This window comes from Paraburkholderia fungorum (assembly GCF_046026025.1).
Classification (GTDB): Bacteria; Pseudomonadota; Gammaproteobacteria; order Burkholderiales; family Burkholderiaceae; genus Paraburkholderia; species Paraburkholderia fungorum_E.
In genome coordinates, this window is sequence record NZ_JAQQFL010000004.1 from 111,708 (window position 1) to 129,523 (window position 17,816).

The window sequence follows — 17,816 nt, forward strand, 5'->3', positions numbered from 1 at the left end:
GAGGCGCCACATGTTCGCAGTGCATATCGCCGTCCCTGGGATGGCCCCACGGCCATCTTCGCGACCTTAGGTTCGTCGCGTCGTCGCTCACGCGGTTCGGCCTGAACAGGCCATCCGCGAATTTCCCTGACAGTCCGTAGTCTCATTGCCGGTGTCGTTAACGACCTATTCCGGCTTGCCTGACTGTCTCTTCCTTTCGCTTCTGACTGGAACCTCGGTGCGCTCGCGCGTCACCGGGTCGTGGCAAATGACCAGAAAAAAACTCGACCTTCGTGGACACGCCTTCAGGAATGTCCTCGGCTTCACCTTCCGTCACTGGGTCAAACAGCCCTGGCGCATCTTCGCGATTACCGCGCTGGTGTTGCTCTCGGCATTGGCCGACGTACTCACGCCGCTGTTCGCCGGACGGCTCGTCGACGCAATCGCGTCCGGCTCTGCCGGCGACGACGTCGCGTGGAACGCGGCCATCACGGCCTTCGGCGTGCTGAGCGCGCTGGGGCTCGGCGCTGAGCTGCTTCGCCAGGGCACATACTTCAACCTCATCAGGCTGACGCTCAAGATGATGAGCGAGATCGCGTCCAACGCGTTTCATCGCGTGCAACGCTTTTCGACCGACTGGCACGCCAACAGCTTTGCCGGATCCACCGTGCGCAAGATCACGCGCGGCATGTGGGCGCTCGATCTGCTCAACGACACGCTACTGGTCGCGCTATTGCCGTCGGTGGTGATGCTGGTCGGCTCAACGGTACTGCTCGGCTGGCGCTGGCCGATGATGGGCGCGGTCGTCGGTATCGGTTCCGTGTTGTATATCGCGATAACCGTGATTGTGTCGCTCGGTTTCGTGGCACCCGCCGCACGCCTCGCTAACGCATGGGACACCCGCATGGGCGGCGCCCTCGCCGACGCGGTCAGCTGCAATGGCGTGGTGAAAGCGTTCGGCGCCGAAGAGCGCGAAGAAGCCCTGCTTGACCGTGTGATCGTCAAGTGGCGTCATCGCACGCGCCGCACATGGATTCGCGGCACGATCAACGGTGGCTTGCAAGGCAGCATGCTGGTGGCCATCCAGGCTGCCATTCTCGGCGCCGCGTTGCTATTGTGGGTGCGCGGCGAAGCGGGCGTCGGCGACATCACGTTCGCGTTGACGATGTTCTTCATGCTGCAAGGCTATCTGCGCGATGTCGGCATGCACATCCGCAACCTGCAGCGTTCGATCAACGACATGGAAGAACTGGTCTCGCTGGAGAGCCAGCCGCTGGGCATCGAAGATCGGCCCGGCGCGGGCCCGATCGCAATCGGCAAGGGCGAAATTCGCTTCGAGCACGTCACCTTCCACTACGGTGCGAAGGCCACGCCGCTCTACGAGAATTTCTCCGTGCGCATCGCGCCGGGAGAACGCGTCGGGCTGGTCGGGCACTCGGGTTCCGGCAAGACAACCTTCATCAAGCTGATCCAGCGGCTGTACGACATTTCGGAAGGCCGGATCACGATCGACGGTCAGGACATCGCCCGTGTGCGGCAGGCTTCGTTGCGCAGCCAGATCGCGATCGTTCAGCAGGAGCCGGTGCTGTTTCACCGCACGCTGGCGGAGAACATCGCCTATGCGCGGCCCGGCGCGAGCCGCGCCGAGATCGAACGGGCCGCGAGGCTCGCCAGCGCGCACGACTTTATCGCGACGCTGCCGCAAGGTTACGACACGCTGGTGGGCGAACGCGGTATCAAGCTCTCCGGTGGCGAACGTCAACGCGTGGCGATCGCACGGGCGTTTCTCGCGGACGCGCCGATCCTGATTCTGGACGAAGCGACCTCGAGCCTCGACAGCGAAAGCGAAGTGCTGATCCAGCAAGCCATGGAGCGGCTGATGATGGGCCGCACGACGCTGGTGGTGGCACACCGTCTTTCCACCGTGCGGGCACTTGACAGGCTGCTGGTGCTGGACAAGGGCAAAGTCATCGAGGAAGGCAGTCACGACGCCTTGATCAGAATCGAGAACGGTCTTTACAGGCGATTGTTCGAACGTCAGGCGCTGGAGTTGATCAAGGGGCTGGGCGATTCGGAGCTCACGCGCAAGACCGATAGCGCAAGGGCGAATCGGCTCGATGATTCAAGCTTGATGGTCGAGAAGTAAATTGCGGAGAAGCGTGCGCAACGTCATGCGGAAGGCGCCGGTAACAGGCGTTTCCGCTGGCGTGACGCACGCCCTGACCAGCACCTCAACGCGCGACTAAACCACCCCTGTGGGCAGTCCAATGCCGCGCGCCATGCCACTCGCCGCGAACACCATCAACACCAGCAGCACGGTCTGGATCACGCTGAAACGCGCATACGTACGCGCTTTCTTTAAATCGGGCGGAGCGCCGTTTCTGATCGCGGCACGCCACCGCATCAAGCCGAGCATTGTCGGGACTTCGAGTATGAGGATCAGCACGAGCAGCGTCATCTTGACGTGAAAGAGCGGCTCGTGAAGGTAATAGTCGGCGCCCTTTTCGAAACCACCAAAGGCGCGCATGAGGCCGGTGACGACCAACACCAATGCTGAAATACCCCACCGGGCGTCAGAGCGGAATACGGATCGCAAAGCAGCGGGTACGCTGGCTCGCCGCAATGACCAGGTGCGCCTGAGAATCGACGCGAGGGCAAAGCCATAAGCAAGCAGATGAATGGCGGCAAGCAACCAGCGAACCAGCATAGCGACTCCTGGAAACGACGCAATACGATCGATGTATGTTTCACCCGCCCACCGAAACGCCGGGTGGCAGCGGGTGACACATCTTATTATCGGCTACCCCGTACTTTACGATGCCTGCTGCGACCGTGGGGCGTGGCCAGCGGCACAAAGCGACAGATTCAGACTTGCTGCAACGATGTATCGAGCGCGCGCGCCGCGACCCGATCGCCCTCGGTAGTCAGTGTGGTGCGGAAAATGGTTTGCCGATTGTGGCCCGCCGCAGCCGGTGAATCCCACAGCAACTCGATTTTTGGACGTCGGCCGAAGCTACCGCGGACCAGCGCAGGCGCTCCGGCCTGCGCCACAGGGCCGGCCGGCTCACCGGCGACACCAAAAGCCACGACAGGAGCAGGCGTCGGCGGTGCGCTCACGCCCGGGGCCGCCGCCCATCGCACGGACAATTCGCGAGCATCGTACTGCCCCACCTTGCGACGCTCGGCCCAGACGACCACCGTGCGCGTGGCCGGATCGAGCGCGACCGCATAGCGGCCGATCGCAAAGCGTCGCGCGGCGATATTGGTTCGCCACAGCGCGCGCGGCCGGCAAATCCACACGACCGCCGCATATAACGCCGGCGCCGCCACCAGCCAGCCGTTGGTGGCGGCCACCGCCTGCACGGCACGCCGCCAGCCAGCGCTCGTTGCAAACGCGCCAACCGACCAGGCGGCAAACAGGAATCCAAGGAAAGCAAATAGACGCAGTGCCTGCCGCAGCCATTGCGGCAACGGATGCAACGGGCGCTCGGCCACGGCGCGCGCGCCTGGCAGGAAGATCAGCAGGAACAGGAATACCAGGTTCACGCACGCCCACGGCGAGGACACCATCGCCGACAGCGACGCGCCCAGGTCCATCTGCGCCATCGAAAAAAGCCAGCGAGTGAGGAGCACGAGACCGATGGCGCGCAGCGCGAAAATCGTTCCGGCGCCGGGCGCCGCGTTCGCGCGCGTCTCTTTCGTTCTCGCCAAAGCATCCTCCTGTCGTCGGCGGCGCCGCAGCCAAATTTGCGGCAGGGCCATTATAGGGATATTACGGAGACTGGCTCATTCTTGCCGGTCCCCAAACCGCACTTTCTGCCAGACACCGCAAAAAAACGCGGCGTGTATGCAACAACGCCCCGCGGGCAAGATGCACGTGGGGCGTTGCTGGGATGCAGCCGGGCCATCGGATCGCTGGGGGCGCCTAGCTGGGGCCCCCAAGGCTGGGAACGCCCGAGGCGCCCCGGCAAGCCGGCCTGACTGCCTTTACCGACTGCGCATTAGCTGGCGTTGACTTCGCGCAGCACCGTGCGATGCTTCTGACGCAGCAGCTCTTCGTAGGTAGCGACGTAGTTCTGCGCCATCACCTTCGACGAGAAGCGCGCCTCGAACGCCGCACGCACCTTGGCGCGCGGCAGCGTGTGCAGACGCTTCACAGCGGCAACCGCGCTGATTTCGTCTTCGACGACAAAACCCGATACGCCGTTTTCGATCACTTCCGGCACCGAACCGCGATTGAACGCGACGACCGGCGTACCGCACGCCATGGCTTCGATCATCACCAGGCCGAACGGCTCCGGCCAGTCGATCGGGAACACCAGCGCATGCGCGTTGCCGAGAAACTCACGCTTTTCTGCTTCGCCGATTTCGCCGATGTATTCGACGTGCGGGAGCGCCATCAGCGGCTTGATCACTTCTTCGTAATAGGCGCGGTCGGCCTTGTCGATCTTGGCGGCGACCTTGAGCTTCATGCCTGCCTGGCCGGCGATGCGGATCGCGCGGTCGAGACCCTTCTCCGGCGAGACGCGGCCGAGGAATGCGAGGTAGCCCGGCTCGACGTCCTTGATCGGCGTGAGCACGTTTTCCGGCAGGCCGTGATAAACGGTTTGCAGCCAGTTCGCCTGTTGCAGCGGAATACGCTGGTTGTCCGAAATCGACACCACCGGCACGTCGCTGAACGTATTGAAGACCGGTTGCAGTTCCGGCAGGTCGAGACGGCCGTGCAGCGTGGTCAGGAACGGCACCGGCTGGCGCGCGAACAGCGAGAACGGGTAGTAATCGATGTGGAAATGCAGCACGTCGAATTCATCCGCGCGGCGGCGCACTTCTTCGAGCAGCAGCATGTGCGGCGCCATCACGTCGCGAATGGTCGGGTCGAGGCGCAGCGCCTGCGGCCAGAACGCTTCGAGCTTCGCCGAGGTTTGCGAATCGCCGCTTGCGAAAAGCGTGACGTCGTGGCCCTGTTCAACCAGCGCTTCGGTCAGGTAGGACACCACGCGTTCCGTACCACCGTAAAGCTTAGGCGGAACCGCCTCGTGCAAGGGAGCGATTTGAGCGATTCGCATAATGAAGAACTCCTCGTAAAAAATCAGGCAAAAGTGCTGCGTTTGGTAAAAGCGACTCGCTTGCTCGCCAGGGCAGTCTGGCCGGATATGCCGGCGCGGGCCTGATTCTTTCGAGAAATCCTGCGATGGATCGCTTGGGTAGTGAGCCCAGATCAACAGTTCGCTGTCTGCGCATGTGCCGGTAAACAACGCACACACGGCACCTACGTTGACAAACTGTCAGAAATTTCGGTGGGCCGCCAGAGCATGCATTATCGGTGCCGGCCGTCTCGCTGCACCACAACATTTCAAAGTCTTTACGTTGTTACAAAGGCGAAACACTTTACAAACCCTTGTTTTATAAGACAGTTCTAGAGTAGCAACTGGCTTGCAACGCCAAGTCGAAGGTGACAGCCCCGAGCCCGCATGTCAACTTTGCCGGCAGGCATTGAACACATGCTGCACCGCGGTTGAATGCAATTTGTAATTATATCTCGAAATTTTCCGCAGTCTGCGTGAACTGCCGCTCTATTGGCGGGTCGAGCAATAGCAGGTCGCGGTCGTCTATCGCGAAATCAGTCGCGCCATCGCCCGGATACACAGGGCGCAATCGCTTTTGCATGTTTACAATGCGAAGCATCGGCTTCGCGGCAAACGCTTTGGCTGTGGCCCATGCCTTGCATGAACAACCTGAAACACACCGACCTTACGATCAATTGGAACATTTAACCATCGCCCAGCGTAATGCCCAGAACGCAAAGCTCGCGAGCTATGCGCATAGGCCGCTTGCGTTTCTTTTCCGCTTTATTCGCCGCCATCCGCTCGCCCATGCGATCGTCCTGTGCAGCGTGTTTGCGGCCGTGGGCTGTGCGCTCGCTTCGCAATACGCGATCAAGCACCTGATCGACGTGCTCGGTGAAGGCCGGCATCATCCGGGTCCGCTGTGGGGCGCGTTCGCCATCCTGGTCGGCCTGATCGCCGCCGACAACCTGCTGTGGCGGGTCGGCGGCTGGGTTGCCGCCCATACATTCGTGGCCGTAACCGGCGACTTGCGGCGCGACCTGTTCCAGTATCTGAGTGGCCACTCGCCGACTTACTACTCGGAGAAACAGCCGGGTATGCTGGCAAGCCGCATCACGGCCACCTCGAACGCGGTCTACACCGCCGAAAACACCACCGCCTGGAACGTCCTGCCGCCGTGTATCGCGGTGCTCGGCGCGATCGTCATGATTACCGCCGTGAATCCGCTGATGGCGGGCGGCCTGATGCTGTGCTCGGCCATTCTGTCGGTGGTGCTTTACAAGCTTGCCGGGCGTGGCTCGGCCCGCCATCACCATTTCGCCACAAAAGCGGCGTCGGTGGACGGTGAGCTGGTCGACGTGATCAGCAACATGAGCCTCGTGCGCGCCTTCGGCATGACGTTTCGCGAACAGCAGCGTTTCGGCGCGACCGTCAAAGCGGAAATGGATGCGCGCCAGCAGAGCCTGCTCTATCTGGAAAAGCTGCGCCTGCTGCATGCGGTGATCACCGCGCTGCTGTCGGCCGGCCTGCTGGGCTGGGCGCTGTGGCTGTGGGATCAAGGCAAGGCGACCTCCGGCGACATCGTGCTGGTCAGCTCGCTGGGCTTCACGATCCTGCACGGCACACGCGATCTGGCCGTCGCGCTCGTCGATGTCACGCAGCACGTCGCGCGGCTCGCGGAAGCCGTTCGCACCCTGCTCGAGCCGCACGGCATGCCGGACCGCGACGGCGCTACCGAACTCGTGCCGCAAGGCGGCCGGGTCGATTTCGAAAGCGTGACGTTTGCCTACCCGCGCCGCCGGCCGATTCTCGATCACTTCGACCTCCATATCGAGCCGGGTCAACGGGTCGGTCTGATCGGCAAGTCGGGGGCGGGCAAATCCACCGTGCTGGCGCTGCTGCAGCGTTTCTACGAGACGCAGGGCGGTGCAATCAGGATCGACGGCCAGGATATCGCCGCCATCACCCAGGACAGCCTGCGCCATACGATCGCGCTGGTGCCGCAGGATATCTCGCTGTTCCATCGTACGGTGTACGAAAACATCGCTTACGGCCGCCCTGAAGCGAGCCGGGAAGAAGTGGTCGCCGCCGCGCGCGAAGCCCGTTGCAGCGATTTCATCGAAGCCATGCCGGAAGGATTCGACACGATCGTCGGCGACCGCGGCGTGAAACTCTCCGGCGGCCAGCGCCAGCGTATCGCGATTGCACGCGCAATCCTGAAGAACGCGCCGATCCTGCTGCTCGACGAAGCCACCTCGGCGCTCGATAGCGCGTCGGAAGAAGCGATCCAGAAGGCGCTCGACCGGCTGATGGTGGGCCGCACAGTGATCGCGATCGCCCACCGGTTGTCGACGCTGAACAACTTTGACCGGATCATCGTGATGAGCGCCGGCAAGGTGATCGACGACGGCAGTCCGGAAGAATTGCGCCAGCGGCCGGGCCTGTATCGCGACCTGCTCTCGAAGCAGTACGGCAAGGGCACCACGCTGCATGTTGGCGGCAAGAAGGTGGACGAGCAGCACGTGGTCTAGGCAGCGCACGGCCCCCTATTCCACCAGCAAGCAACAAAAACAGAAAAGCCGCTTTCGAGCGGCTTTTCTGTTTCCATGCAATTGCAACCGGGTCTTCTGGTTGCCGCCTATTCGACGGTGGTCTCGCGCAGCGCCTTCTTACCCGTTCCGGCACGTACCTTCACGGTCCGCGGACGCTTCACACCCTGCGTGCTCTGAAGATCGCGCATGAAGTTGTCGCGCCACACCGAAACGTTGTTCTCGCGCAGTTGCACCATCATGTCGCGATGACGCGCCTGGCGCTCCACAAGCGGCATCTCCAGCGCGCTTGCGAGCGCCTCGGCCATGCCGTCGATATCGACTGGATTCACGATCAACGCGCCTTCCAGCTCCTGCGCTGCGCCGGCAAAGCGCGACAGCACGAGCACGCCCGGATTCTCCGGATCCTGTGCCGATACATACTCCTTCGCAACGAGGTTCATGCCGTCGCGCAACGGCGTGACGTAGCCGACATGCGCCGTGCGAAACAGCGCGGCCAGCACCGAGCGCTCGTACTGCTTATGGATGTACAGGATCGGCGTCCAGTCCAGTTCAGCAAAGCGGCCATTGATGCGCCCCGACTCCCCTTCGAGCTGCAAACGGATGTCCTGATAAGCGTGCATGTCGGCCCGCGTCGGCGGTGCGATTTGCAGGAACGACACGTTGTTGCGTTGCGCGGCGAAATGTTCCAGCAGACGCTCGAACGCACGGAAGCGCTCGACCAGCCCCTTCGAGTAATCCAGCCGGTCCACGCTCATGATCAGCTTGCGGGAATGCAGTGTGGCCTTCATCGTGCGCACCGGCTTGCCTCGCTCGCCCGCTTTCGCCAGCTCGGCGATTTCGTCCGGATAGACGCCGATCGGATAAGCCGCCGCACGCAAGGTCCGGCCAAATGCATGGACGCTCAGCGGGCCGCTGGCCGACGCGTCGATCGTGCCGTTCGCCTCGTTGACGATGTAATCGCAGAACGCCCGCAAATCCGGCGCGGTCTGAAAACCGAGAAGATCGAACGAACAGAGCGCTTCGACCAGCTCGCGATGCGGCGGCACCGCCAGCAACACCTGCGAAGCCGGAAACGGAATATGCAGAAAGAAGCCGATGCGATTTTTCACGCCGGCCGCGCGCAACGCCTGAGCGAACGGAATCAGGTGGTAGTCGTGGACCCAGATCACGTCGTCGTCGCGCAATAGCGGGACGAGTTGCTGCGCGAGCCACGCATTGACGCGGCAATAGCCGCCGAAGTCGTGCCGGTCATAGTGCAGCAGATCGGCGCGATAGTGGAACGCGGGCCACAGCGTGGCGTTCGAAAAGCCGCGGTAGTACTGGTCGTAGTCGCGACGCATCAGCGCAATGGTCGCGAAGGTCACCGGCCCGCGCTCCTCCACCTTGATCTGCGGCTGGCCGGAGCTGAGCACATCGCCGCTCCAGCCGAACCACATGCCGCCGGTTTCCTTCAGCGCGTCGTATACGCCGACCGCCAGGCCGCCCGCCGCCGGGCCACCCTCCGAGATCGGCGCAACCCGGTTCGATACGATGATCAGTCGGCTCATGAAGCGCGATTCCCGATGCAGTAAGTCATGGTCGTTGGGGGATGGGGCGCAACCGGCGGCGTCACGATCACGCTCCGCGCGCGGCAGCGGTGACGATCGATTCCAGCCAGTCGAGCAGCGCCGTGACCGACTCGACGCGGATATGCGCCGTCGTGTCGCCCGCGCCCACCTTGATCGACAGGCCGCCACGCTCGTTGGCGACGGCAAAGCCTTTCTCGTCGGTCAGGTCGTCGCCGGCAAATACCGGCGTGCGGCCGACGAACGGCGGCTCGTCCAGAAACGCGCGCATCGCGCGGCCCTTGTCGACATCCTTCGGCTTGATTTCGTAGACCATCTTGCCCGGCTGCAACACATACGAGCCGGGATAGTCGGCAACCAGCCGCTCGGTGGCCTCGCGCGCCACCGGCTCGCGGTCGGGTGCGTTGCGGTAGTGCAGCGCCAGCGCCGCGCCTTTGATCTCGAGCAGCATGCCTGGATGCTCGTTGACGACCTGCGCGAGCACCTGCTCCATGCGCAAGAGCCGTTCGTCGTGAAAGCCGATACGCTGCGTGTCGCCATTCGCGTCGCGCCGCTCGGCGCCATGCAAACCGGCGATCGGCAGATCGGGCATGCCCAGAAAACCGTCGATGCTGTCAATGCCGCGGCCCGATACGATCGCGACCGCGCCGTTCGTGAGATTGCGCAGCTCGGTCAGCAACACGATCACGCGCGGTTCCACCAGCACGCCGTCCGGCGTGGGCGCAAGTTCGACGAGCGTGCCGTCGAAGTCGAAGAAAAATGCCGTCTCACCAGGAGACAGGACAGCCGGAAGTGCTTGCATCGGTTAATTTTGCCTTTCAGCCTTCTGCGGCCGGAAAAGTGTGCGCATCTTACCGCGCATCCGTCAATTTTTCGAGAAAGTAAGCCGGGACATAAGCCTGGCTGGGCGGCACGGCCGATGCCGCTCGTGATTGCGTTCAAAAAGACAACAATCCGGCTTCAACCCGCTTTCATCCACCTGCGTCAAATTGCCTCGCAAAGCGCGCAGCCAAGGGCGCTGCGCGACGTCGCCCGAGATTTTGCGATACAGTCGCAGCCACGCAGACCATTGCAGTGCCGACCATATTTGCACACTATGCCGGGCCGCGCGCTTTGTGCGAACCACGCCGCGTTCAATCACGTGCAGCGTCGCGCGCCGCTCTTCAATCGAGTAATTGAACCCTGCTTTGTTCCCCACTATCTCGTCCCGCCCCCAGCCGAACCTCGTAACGCCACGCCGGCCGTGGCCCTGGCGCGCGGCCGCGCTGACCGTCGTGGTGGGCGTGCTCGCTGCGCTAAGCGGCTGCACGCAATCAGCCGAACCGTTCCAATTGACCAACGTGACCGGTCATCTGCCGGATCTCGATTTCACGCTGACTGGCGACGACGGCCACACCGTAACCGGTGATTCGTTCAAAGGCCGCACCTCGCTCGTCTACTTTGGCTATACGCATTGTCCGGACGTCTGCCCGGAGACGATGGGCCGCCTGATGCAGGTTCTCGGCAAACTCGGCCCGGACGCGCAAAAGGTGCGCATCCTGTTCATCACGGTCGATCCGGCACGCGACACGCCCAAAGCCTTGCACGACTACGTCGGCGCCTTCGACTCGCAGCACGCCGAGGGCCTGACCGGCACCGACTGGCAGATCGAGTCGCTTGCCAAGCGTTACCGGGTCGCCTATCAGATGGAAAAGCGCGACCCCAGCGGCAACTATGAAGTCACCCATAGCTCGGCCGTCTACGTGTTCGATCAGCAGGGCCATGCGCGCCTGCTCGCCACCGACCACGATACTCCCGATGCGATCGCACAAGACCTGCGCCGCATTATTGATGACCGCTCCTGACCTTTCCCGAGTTTATCCATGTCGATCAAGATCAAAACGTTCGCCGCGCTGAGCTTCACCCTCGCCCTCTCGTGCGGTTTCGCTTCGGCCGCGCTGGCCGCCCGGGCTAACGCGATCAGCGTCAAAGACGCGTGGGTGCGCTGGCTGCCGAACAATCTCCCCGCCGCCGGTTATGTGACGCTGGTGAACACGAGCGACAAGCCGGTCGATCTCGTCGATATTTCCAGCAACGACTACGGCGACGCGATGCTGCATCAAACCGTGTCGAACGGTTCGACGCAAAAGATGGTGATGGTCGACAAGCTGACGGTGCCCGCGCACGGCCAGGTGGCGATTGCCCCGGGCGGCTATCACGTGATGCTCGAAGACGCGAAGCACAAGGTCGCACCGGGCGACACCGTGCATCTAACGCTGAAGTTCTCCGACGGCGAGACGCTCGACACGCCGTTCGCCGTCAAATCACCCGCCCAGACCAAGTAACGTCCCGCGATGAACCTGCTCTACTGGCTCGACCCCTGGGAGTTTTCGCCGACCGTCGTGATCGCCTTGCTGGTGCCGGCGATCCTTTTCGTGCGCGGCGCGCACAAGGCGAAGGTGTCGATTCGCCGGCGTATTTCCTTCTGGTTCGGGCTGGTCGCGTTGTACGTCGCGCTGCATACGCGGCTCGATTATTTCTTCGAGCACGAGTTCTTCATGCATCGCGCGCAGCATCTGGTGCTGCATCACCTCGGACCGTTCTTTATCGCGCTCTCTTACCCGGGCGCCGCGTTGCGCGCGGGCATTCCATTCAGTTGGCGGCAGCGCTTCGTGCGCCCCGCGCTGGAGACACCAGTAGTACGCAGAATGCTCGACGTGGTGATGCATCCGGTGGTTGCGGTCGCGCTGTTCGTCGGGCTGATCTACTTCTGGCTGATGTCGCCGATCCATTTCGTAGCGATGCTCGACTGGCGGCTCTATCGCGTGATGAACTGGAGCATGGTGATCGACGGCCTGCTGTTCTGGTGGCTCGTGCTCGATCCGCGTCCGGCGCCGCCCGCGCGTTTGTCGCCGGGCAAGCGCGTACTGGTGGTGATAGCCGCGATTCCGCCGCAGATCATCCTCGGCGCGTTTATCTTCTTTACGCCACGCGAGCTCTATCCGATCTACTCGATCTGCGGTCGCGCCTTCACGTGGCTGAGCCCGCTGCGCGATCAGCAGATCGGCGGACTGTTGCTGTGGATCCCGGGTTCGATGATGAGCGTGATCGGCGCGCTGGTGGCGTTGCGACACTGGATGCGGCTGTCCGCACGCGGGCGTCTGCGTAACGAGCGGCGTGCACAGACGACACCCGCCCTCGCGCAAGCCGCAACAGCACCTGCGAGCGGTCACCGTTAAGACTTCGAATCGATTGAAGAAGCCGCGGTGTTTGCAGCCGGTCGGCGCGCACGCGCCGAGCCCGGTTGCCGCCTGATCTCGTCAGGCGGAACGCATCCACACGTGCGGAATGCCGTCCTCGTCGTGAATTTCCGACACCGGCGCAAAGCCGAATGCACCGTAGAAGCCTTGCAGATGAGCCTGTGCGTGCAAGCGGATCGGCGTGCCGGGCCACTGTGCCCGGATATGCGTGAGCGAGCGTTCAAGCATCGCGTTGCCGAGACCGATACCGCGGAATTCCACGGTTGTCAGAACGCGGCCGATGCGGATCTCGGCGTCATCGGCGTCCGGCAGCAACACGCGCAGATAGCCCGCAAGTGGCGGGCGTTTGGCGTTGGATGCCTCGCCGGGGCCAAACGCAAACAGATGCCAGGCCTCTGAATCAAGCCCGTCGATGTCGCCATACACACAGTTCTGCTCGACGACGAACACGGCGCTGCGAGCGGCCAGCATGGCATAGACTTCGACGGTCGTGAGGTCGTCGAACGCTTTCCAGCGCCAGTCGAGTTGCGCCAGTCGCGTGGCGGCGGTTTGCTGCGGTTCAGTCATGGAAATCTTCAAGGGAAGCGCGCCATTAGCGGGCGGCGGCAAGGGAGAATTATGCCGCGCGTGGCGGACTTAGGCTATGCCGCTCGCAAACCCATTAGCCGCTGACAAAAACCGGCTCGACGGGCTGTGCGAGACATTCGATCAGGTTTCCGGGGCCACACAAATGCAGCGCGCCCACCACGACCAAGGTCCGCTCCGATCGTCCGGACAGCGCCTTCACGCGTGCCGCCCACGCACGATTGCGTGCATCGAGAATAGCCTCGCGGATGCCGGGCAGGTTGAACATCGGCGACTCGACGGCGATCCGGTGCACGGCCTGCAAATCCGCATGCAGCCAGGCGGAGTGCATCCGCTCGAGCGTACGCTGCGGTTCGTCGAGATCGGACATCAGCATGCCGAGCGCGGTGCCGACTGCTTCGAGCGGAATCGATTCGAGCGATGCCGCCACGTCTTCCGCGGTCTCGAGATACGCATACGGTTTGGCTTGCGTCAGCGCCGAGCGCAGCATGCGCGGCTCGACGCCCTCGACGACTTGCTGGAACAGCGTCGGCGCGACGATCAGCGCTGCCCACGGACGCAGATCGACGAGCGGCGCCAACGGACCCTCCGCAGGCCACACGGCTTGCAAGCGATTCCAGGCCTCGGCGGATAGCCAGGGCCGCAGTTGATCAGCACCACCCTGCGGGGGCGCTTTCAGAAACGGCAGGATCGTCGGCGGATCGGATTCGAAGACCAGCGATTCAGCCCAGTCGTAGGCTTCCGCGATCCATGGCGGCGTTCTGCGGCTCGCCGCCGGAAACAGATGCATCGAGCCAAGCAGACGAACGTTGGTGCCGGTGAGTTCCAGGTACATGCAGCCTCGTGGGGATGAGCAATTGCACAAAGCGTCGCTCGGGCAATCGGGCGATTCAATCGACGGCGCGCAGCGCCGCAGGCCGTCTCGCGATCCCTCGCCATGCGGTTCGAACGGTAACCCCGACGAACAGCAGGAAGACGATCTGTGACAGGTACAGGTCCATACGGATCGGATAATGCAGCGCGAACCATGAATTGTGCACCACGTCGGTCACGATAACGGCGACGCAGAGAATCAGCCCTGCTCGCGGGCTCAGCATCAGCAACAGCGCGGTGAGCGGATCGATGAAGAGGAGTGCCGTCCAGTAGATTCGCGTGAACGGCGCCGCGCCGCCGTAGTCCCACCAGAGTCCGTGTAGCAGGGCCACTTGCAGATGCGTCCAGGTGGCGCCGCACAGGCATAACGCGTAGATCAGGCGCAGATAGAAGGAACGGCGTTCAAGGCTTGGGATAGGCATGCAGGGTCAGCTTTGCAATAAACAAATACGAGAAAAAAGCCCCGGCGCTCGGGGCTTCTTTCTAACGCGGCAAAAGCTGACAGTTTAATCGCCCACACTCCAATCATTCCGTGCTTCTTTTGTACGACTCCAGCTCACCCGTGTAGCGTTCGTTTCGCACGCCATTACTACCGTAATATTCTTCCACTGATTTCACCCAGCGGCCGATCTCAGGCACATACCAGAATGCTTTATAGGTACGCCCGGTCAGTTGGGTGGGTCCTGTTTTCTGCGCATGAGTGATCATGGCGGTATCGCCCTGTTGCGTCTGCACGGCTTGAGTGACGGTTTGCGTCGGCTCGAGTTGCGCAACCCATTCGCCTTCCGCTTCGACTTTAATCGCCTGAAATTTTCCTGCCGGTACCTCGACGGTTTCAACACCTACCACGCGATATTGACTGCTCCATTTTTGCGAAGCGAAGACCTTGTTCGGATGCTGCTCCGTATATTCCAGGTTCCAGGTTTTGCCCGCCGATAGTGGGAAAACAAATGGCCGATTAACGACCACCTCCGCGCCGTTCACATTTCGTTCGCGGCTCCAGTCGGCGCCCGCTATCACCTCACTCGGCGCCTGGGTCGAGCCCGCCTGCTTCGACGTGTAGTAGATGTGGGAAGGCGTTGCGCGTAAGACTGTCACTTCGTCGTGCGATTGGCGCCACATTGAAGGCGCCTTCTCAAAGGTGTTGACGTAGGTCCACGAATCCCCACCTTTAATCGCAGGCGGCGGTGCCGTTTGCGCGATCGCCAGCAGTGGCAACCCAATGGTAAACAGCACAGCAGCGGTTATGGTTTTTTTCATTGGTCGAATGTTGTATTAACAGCGGGTTTGCCCTGCCCCGTGTTTTCGCGCCGGGAAATATCAAGACCATTGCATCGTATCTCTAACGATGCTTCTGAATACGCGAAACGGTATGGGATACTGTACATTATCGACAACGAACTGCTAAGCATCAATGCTGTATCCGGGGTTTCTAAAAATTAACAGAATAAAATCGAAAGATAAAAAATAACAAATGAAAGAAAATAAAAAGCGATTGGTAAATCGACATTTCATGCTGGCCGCGATCGCCGCATCTATTTTGTCCGCGTGTGGCGGCGGCTCGTCTAGCGGTTCGGGATCGACAGCAAGTCCTTCGAATCTGAGCGACGCGCAAAAGAGCTACGAAAGTGTCGCACTCGCTTCAAACGGCGGCATGCACTATCTGAGCGGCAGCCTGTCGATTACCACGTCGTCGACGGGCGCACTGTCGGTCGGCCCGAACAGCATCTTCTACACCGACGACTCGAGCATTGCACAAAGCGCCGCGGCCGGGGCACAGTCGCTGACCGTAACGTACACGTCTGTGTCGTCCGCGCTGAAGGTTCCGACATTCGCGGTGTCACGCTTACTCGTCAATGGCGCTGTCTATAGCGCCGCGTTTCCGCCGCAAGTTCGGATCAGCTACCCGGGAGCGAATGTCCAGGAAGATTATCTGGCCTCGGACGGTAAAACAGTGGTCCGTACGCTACTTGGCACCAGCTACAGCGTCGTGCCGCTATCGGGCCTGATTTCCGCCTCGCCCGCCGAGCTCTTTGCCAATAGCACTGTTGGTCTTCTCACGAACACGTTCAATGGGCAATCGCTGTACAACCAGCAGGCCAGTTGGCAAACGGGCGCCGCCTACGTCAAGGTCGTGAGGCACGCGGTCGGCGACGAGGCATACACATACGACTGCGCTGCACCCGCCACGACGGGGACCAATCCGACGCCGTGCTCCGCCACGATTTCGACGCTTGAAAATTTCTTTCCCTACGCGAGCACGACGGACGGCAAGACCTATCAACTCGGCGATGGCCAGATCGTAACGTTGGCCGGCGTGCGCGCATGGGTAGCCAACGCGGCACTCGGCGCGGCGACCACCGACTACCGGGTCTACTACCAGAATAACGGCGGGATCTACGCGGGCTACGTGATCAAGGACGGCACGACGTTTCAGCTCGCGCCGCTTGGCGGCGGAACGCCGCAAGACAGCTACTACTTTCTGAACAGCGCGGCACTTCAATCGATCAAAGCAGCGATTGTTTTTTGAGTCGGTGACGAGCGGATTGGTGCGACCGTCTGCTCGCCGCGTCTGACGCGCGGATGACTAAGAGGGCCGACGAACTGGAATGCGTAACTTTGCGCTGAAACGCGCCAGGTCGATGTCAGCGACAACGGCGCACAAAAAAGAAAAGCCCCGACAAAAGTCGGGGCTTTTCTTTACATCAACTACTGGAGGCGCGAGCCGGAGTCGAACCGGCCTAAACGGCTTTGCAGGCCGCTGCATAACCGCTTTGCTATCGCGCCGCAAGCGGACTGGAATCTAGCTGCAGATTCTCAGGTTTGCCTGGTGGGTTGCCGTAAGGACCGGCCCACCAAACAAAAAGGGAAGCACTGCTTCCCCTTATGTATGGAGCGGGAGACGAGGCTCGAACTCGCGACCTCAACCTTGGCAAGGTTGCGCTCTACCAACTGAGCTACTCCCGCATTGCCCTACTTCACAACGCCTTGCACTTTTACTTCGCCAAACAACGCGTTGCTTCAAAAATTGGAGCGGGAGACGAGGCTCGAACTCGCGACCTCAACCTTGGCAAGGTTGCGCTCTACCAACTGAGCTACTCCCGCATCGTGCTGCTTTTGTCCTGCTTTTATCACGCTAACTGCTGCCTTGTTACTGCAACTACAGGCTTACTGCTCCCGGCGCTTCAAACTGCGTGCATCGGAGAAACGAGATTATGGAGAAACGACTGAAACGTGTCAACCCCTTTTGCGAATGTCTTTAACTGAAAAGATTTCACTCACGCTTGCGCGACGTAGGGCACGCTCCATCTGCGCGAGCGTCGCGTCTCGATCGCTCTCCGCTCGGACACAATCAGGCGACGCCGCCCCGCTCGCGAATCTGCGGCCACGCGAGTTTCATGTAATAGAGCATCGACCAGATCGTCAGGAACGCGGCCAGATAGATCAGCCACAAGCCCCACACACGCGTATCGACAGAGACACCGCCACCGAACGGCAACGGCCCGTAAAACAGCAGCATCGGAATCGCGACCATCTGACACACGGTCTTGAACTTGCCGAGCGAATTGACCGCGACGCTCTTCGATGCGCCGATCTGCGCCATCCATTCGCGCAGTGCCGAGATGGCGATCTCGCGCCCGACGATGACCAGCGCGATCGCCGAATCGATCCGCGCGAGTTGCACCAGCACCAGCAACGCAGCCGTCACCATCAGCTTGTCGGCAACCGGATCGAGGAACGCGCCGAACGCCGAGGTCTGATTCCATTTACGGGCCAGAAAGCCATCGAACCAGTCGGTGAGCGCCGCCAGAATGAAGATCGTGGCGGCCGCCAGATTGCGGTGTGCCGGGCTCATCATCATGTCAGGCAAATAAAACACGCCGACGACGAGCGGAATCAGAACGATCCGCAGCCAAGTCAGGAAAATCGGAAAATTAAACGGCATGGGCAGGCGCA

16 protein-coding genes and 3 tRNA genes are annotated in these 17,816 nt (G+C 61.6%); 6 read left to right on the top strand and 13 right to left on the bottom strand.

From position 1 onward, the window contains the following. Positions 1-247 precede the first annotated feature (247 nt). Entirely contained in the window at positions 248-2,125 is a 1,878-nt protein-coding gene (locus PQR67_RS06640; protein ID WP_408456110.1) for an ABC transporter ATP-binding protein, read from the top strand. A 96-nt stretch (positions 2,126-2,221) separates the two neighbouring features. Here PQR67_RS06640 and PQR67_RS06645 read toward each other — a convergent pair whose 3' ends face one another. The 3 genes from PQR67_RS06645 to PQR67_RS06655 form a co-directional block, all read right to left on the bottom strand. After that, positions 2,222-2,686 carry a DUF2214 family protein gene (locus PQR67_RS06645; protein WP_408456112.1) on the bottom strand — a complete coding sequence of 155 codons (465 nt, stop codon included), beginning with the start codon at positions 2,684-2,686 and terminating at the stop codon, positions 2,222-2,224. Positions 2,687-2,844: 158 nt separating this feature from the next. After that, entirely contained in the window at positions 2,845-3,690 is an 846-nt protein-coding gene (locus PQR67_RS06650) for a hypothetical protein (protein ID WP_408456115.1), read from the bottom strand. 290 nt (positions 3,691-3,980) lie between these two features. Beyond that, entirely contained in the window at positions 3,981-5,045 is a 1,065-nt protein-coding gene (locus PQR67_RS06655; protein ID WP_408456117.1) for a glycosyltransferase family 4 protein, read from the bottom strand. Between the two features lie 695 nt (positions 5,046-5,740). Here PQR67_RS06655 and PQR67_RS06660 point away from each other — a divergent pair. Next, entirely contained in the window at positions 5,741-7,576 is a 1,836-nt protein-coding gene (locus PQR67_RS06660) for an ABC transporter ATP-binding protein (RefSeq protein ID WP_408456119.1), read from the top strand. 107 nt (positions 7,577-7,683) lie between these two features. On the opposite strand, the gene otsA is transcribed toward PQR67_RS06660, so the two are convergent. Together otsA and otsB are read right to left on the bottom strand one after the other, a co-directional pair. Continuing rightward, positions 7,684-9,144: an alpha,alpha-trehalose-phosphate synthase (UDP-forming) gene (gene otsA, locus PQR67_RS06665; RefSeq protein WP_408456122.1), complete on the bottom strand. Its 1,461-nt coding sequence runs from the start codon at positions 9,142-9,144 to the stop codon at positions 7,684-7,686. A 67-nt stretch (positions 9,145-9,211) separates the two neighbouring features. Then, the gene (gene otsB, locus PQR67_RS06670) at positions 9,212-9,964 is read right to left on the bottom strand and encodes a trehalose-phosphatase (protein WP_408456124.1); all 753 of its coding nucleotides are present in this window, start codon (positions 9,962-9,964) and stop codon (positions 9,212-9,214) included. 463 nt (positions 9,965-10,427) lie between these two features. On the opposite strand from otsB, the gene PQR67_RS06675 reads away from it, so the two are divergent. From PQR67_RS06675 to PQR67_RS06685, 3 genes are read left to right on the top strand one after another with little or no spacing between them, the layout of a single operon-like run. Beyond that, a complete protein-coding gene (locus PQR67_RS06675; protein WP_408456548.1) occupies positions 10,428-11,006 on the top strand; it encodes an SCO family protein in 579 nt (192 codons plus the stop codon). Positions 11,007-11,024: 18 nt separating this feature from the next. Beyond that, positions 11,025-11,486 (top strand): copper chaperone PCu(A)C, encoded by a 462-nt coding sequence (locus tag PQR67_RS06680; RefSeq protein WP_408456126.1) that lies wholly within the window; start codon positions 11,025-11,027, stop codon positions 11,484-11,486. A gap of 9 nt (positions 11,487-11,495) precedes the next feature. Then, positions 11,496-12,380 carry a cytochrome c oxidase assembly protein gene (locus PQR67_RS06685; RefSeq protein WP_408456129.1) on the top strand — a complete coding sequence of 295 codons (885 nt, stop codon included), beginning with the start codon at positions 11,496-11,498 and terminating at the stop codon, positions 12,378-12,380. An 81-nt stretch (positions 12,381-12,461) separates the two neighbouring features. On the opposite strand, the gene PQR67_RS06690 is transcribed toward PQR67_RS06685, so the two are convergent. From PQR67_RS06690 to PQR67_RS06705, 4 genes are all read right to left on the bottom strand, one after another. Then, the gene (locus PQR67_RS06690; protein WP_408456132.1) at positions 12,462-12,968 is read right to left on the bottom strand and encodes a GNAT family N-acetyltransferase; all 507 of its coding nucleotides are present in this window, start codon (positions 12,966-12,968) and stop codon (positions 12,462-12,464) included. 94 nt (positions 12,969-13,062) lie between these two features. Then, the gene (locus PQR67_RS06695; RefSeq protein WP_408456134.1) at positions 13,063-13,821 is read right to left on the bottom strand and encodes a TraB/GumN family protein; all 759 of its coding nucleotides are present in this window, start codon (positions 13,819-13,821) and stop codon (positions 13,063-13,065) included. 55 nt (positions 13,822-13,876) lie between these two features. Next, the gene (locus tag PQR67_RS06700) at positions 13,877-14,281 is read right to left on the bottom strand and encodes a hypothetical protein (protein ID WP_408456136.1); all 405 of its coding nucleotides are present in this window, start codon (positions 14,279-14,281) and stop codon (positions 13,877-13,879) included. 103 nt (positions 14,282-14,384) lie between these two features. Beyond that, positions 14,385-15,119 (bottom strand): hypothetical protein, encoded by a 735-nt coding sequence (locus PQR67_RS06705; RefSeq protein ID WP_408456138.1) that lies wholly within the window; start codon positions 15,117-15,119, stop codon positions 14,385-14,387. Positions 15,120-15,372: 253 nt separating this feature from the next. Between PQR67_RS06705 and PQR67_RS06710 the strand changes: the two genes are divergently transcribed. Further along, complete coding sequence (locus PQR67_RS06710) at positions 15,373-16,389, top strand: hypothetical protein (protein ID WP_408456140.1); 1,017 nt, start codon at positions 15,373-15,375, stop codon at positions 16,387-16,389. A 183-nt stretch (positions 16,390-16,572) separates the two neighbouring features. Here the strand turns inward: PQR67_RS06710 and PQR67_RS06715 are convergent. The 4 genes from PQR67_RS06715 to pgsA form a co-directional block, all read right to left on the bottom strand. After that, positions 16,573-16,646, bottom strand: a tRNA-Cys gene (locus PQR67_RS06715). Between the two features lie 104 nt (positions 16,647-16,750). Then, positions 16,751-16,826: transfer RNA gene (locus PQR67_RS06720), tRNA-Gly, on the bottom strand. A 62-nt stretch (positions 16,827-16,888) separates the two neighbouring features. Then, a tRNA-Gly gene (locus tag PQR67_RS06725) sits at positions 16,889-16,964 on the bottom strand. Between the two features lie 247 nt (positions 16,965-17,211). Continuing rightward, on the bottom strand, positions 17,212-17,805 hold the full coding sequence (pgsA, locus tag PQR67_RS06730; protein ID WP_028199185.1) for a CDP-diacylglycerol--glycerol-3-phosphate 3-phosphatidyltransferase: 594 nt from the start codon (positions 17,803-17,805) through the stop codon (positions 17,212-17,214). Positions 17,806-17,816 lie beyond the last annotated feature (11 nt).

Excerpts from the sequence above, each read along its gene's own strand:
- PQR67_RS06640 (WP_408456110.1), top strand. The coding sequence starts at position 248 with ATGACCAGAAAAAAACTCGACCTTCGTGGACACGCCTTCAGGAATGTC.
- PQR67_RS06645 (WP_408456112.1), bottom strand. The coding sequence starts at position 2,686 with ATGCTGGTTCGCTGGTTGCTTGCCGCCATTCATCTGCTTGCTTATGGC.
- PQR67_RS06655 (WP_408456117.1), bottom strand. The coding sequence starts at position 5,045 with ATGCGAATCGCTCAAATCGCTCCCTTGCACGAGGCGGTTCCGCCTAAG.
- otsA (WP_408456122.1), bottom strand. The coding sequence starts at position 9,144 with ATGAGCCGACTGATCATCGTATCGAACCGGGTTGCGCCGATCTCGGAG.
- otsB (WP_408456124.1), bottom strand. The coding sequence starts at position 9,964 with ATGCAAGCACTTCCGGCTGTCCTGTCTCCTGGTGAGACGGCATTTTTC.
- PQR67_RS06680 (WP_408456126.1), top strand. The coding sequence starts at position 11,025 with ATGTCGATCAAGATCAAAACGTTCGCCGCGCTGAGCTTCACCCTCGCC.
- PQR67_RS06685 (WP_408456129.1), top strand. The coding sequence starts at position 11,496 with ATGAACCTGCTCTACTGGCTCGACCCCTGGGAGTTTTCGCCGACCGTC.
- PQR67_RS06690 (WP_408456132.1), bottom strand. The coding sequence starts at position 12,968 with ATGACTGAACCGCAGCAAACCGCCGCCACGCGACTGGCGCAACTCGAC.
- PQR67_RS06695 (WP_408456134.1), bottom strand. The coding sequence starts at position 13,821 with ATGTACCTGGAACTCACCGGCACCAACGTTCGTCTGCTTGGCTCGATG.
- PQR67_RS06700 (WP_408456136.1), bottom strand. The coding sequence starts at position 14,281 with ATGCCTATCCCAAGCCTTGAACGCCGTTCCTTCTATCTGCGCCTGATC.
- PQR67_RS06705 (WP_408456138.1), bottom strand. The coding sequence starts at position 15,119 with ATGAAAAAAACCATAACCGCTGCTGTGCTGTTTACCATTGGGTTGCCA.
- PQR67_RS06710 (WP_408456140.1), top strand. The coding sequence starts at position 15,373 with ATGCTGGCCGCGATCGCCGCATCTATTTTGTCCGCGTGTGGCGGCGGC.
- pgsA (WP_028199185.1), bottom strand. The coding sequence starts at position 17,805 with ATGCCGTTTAATTTTCCGATTTTCCTGACTTGGCTGCGGATCGTTCTG.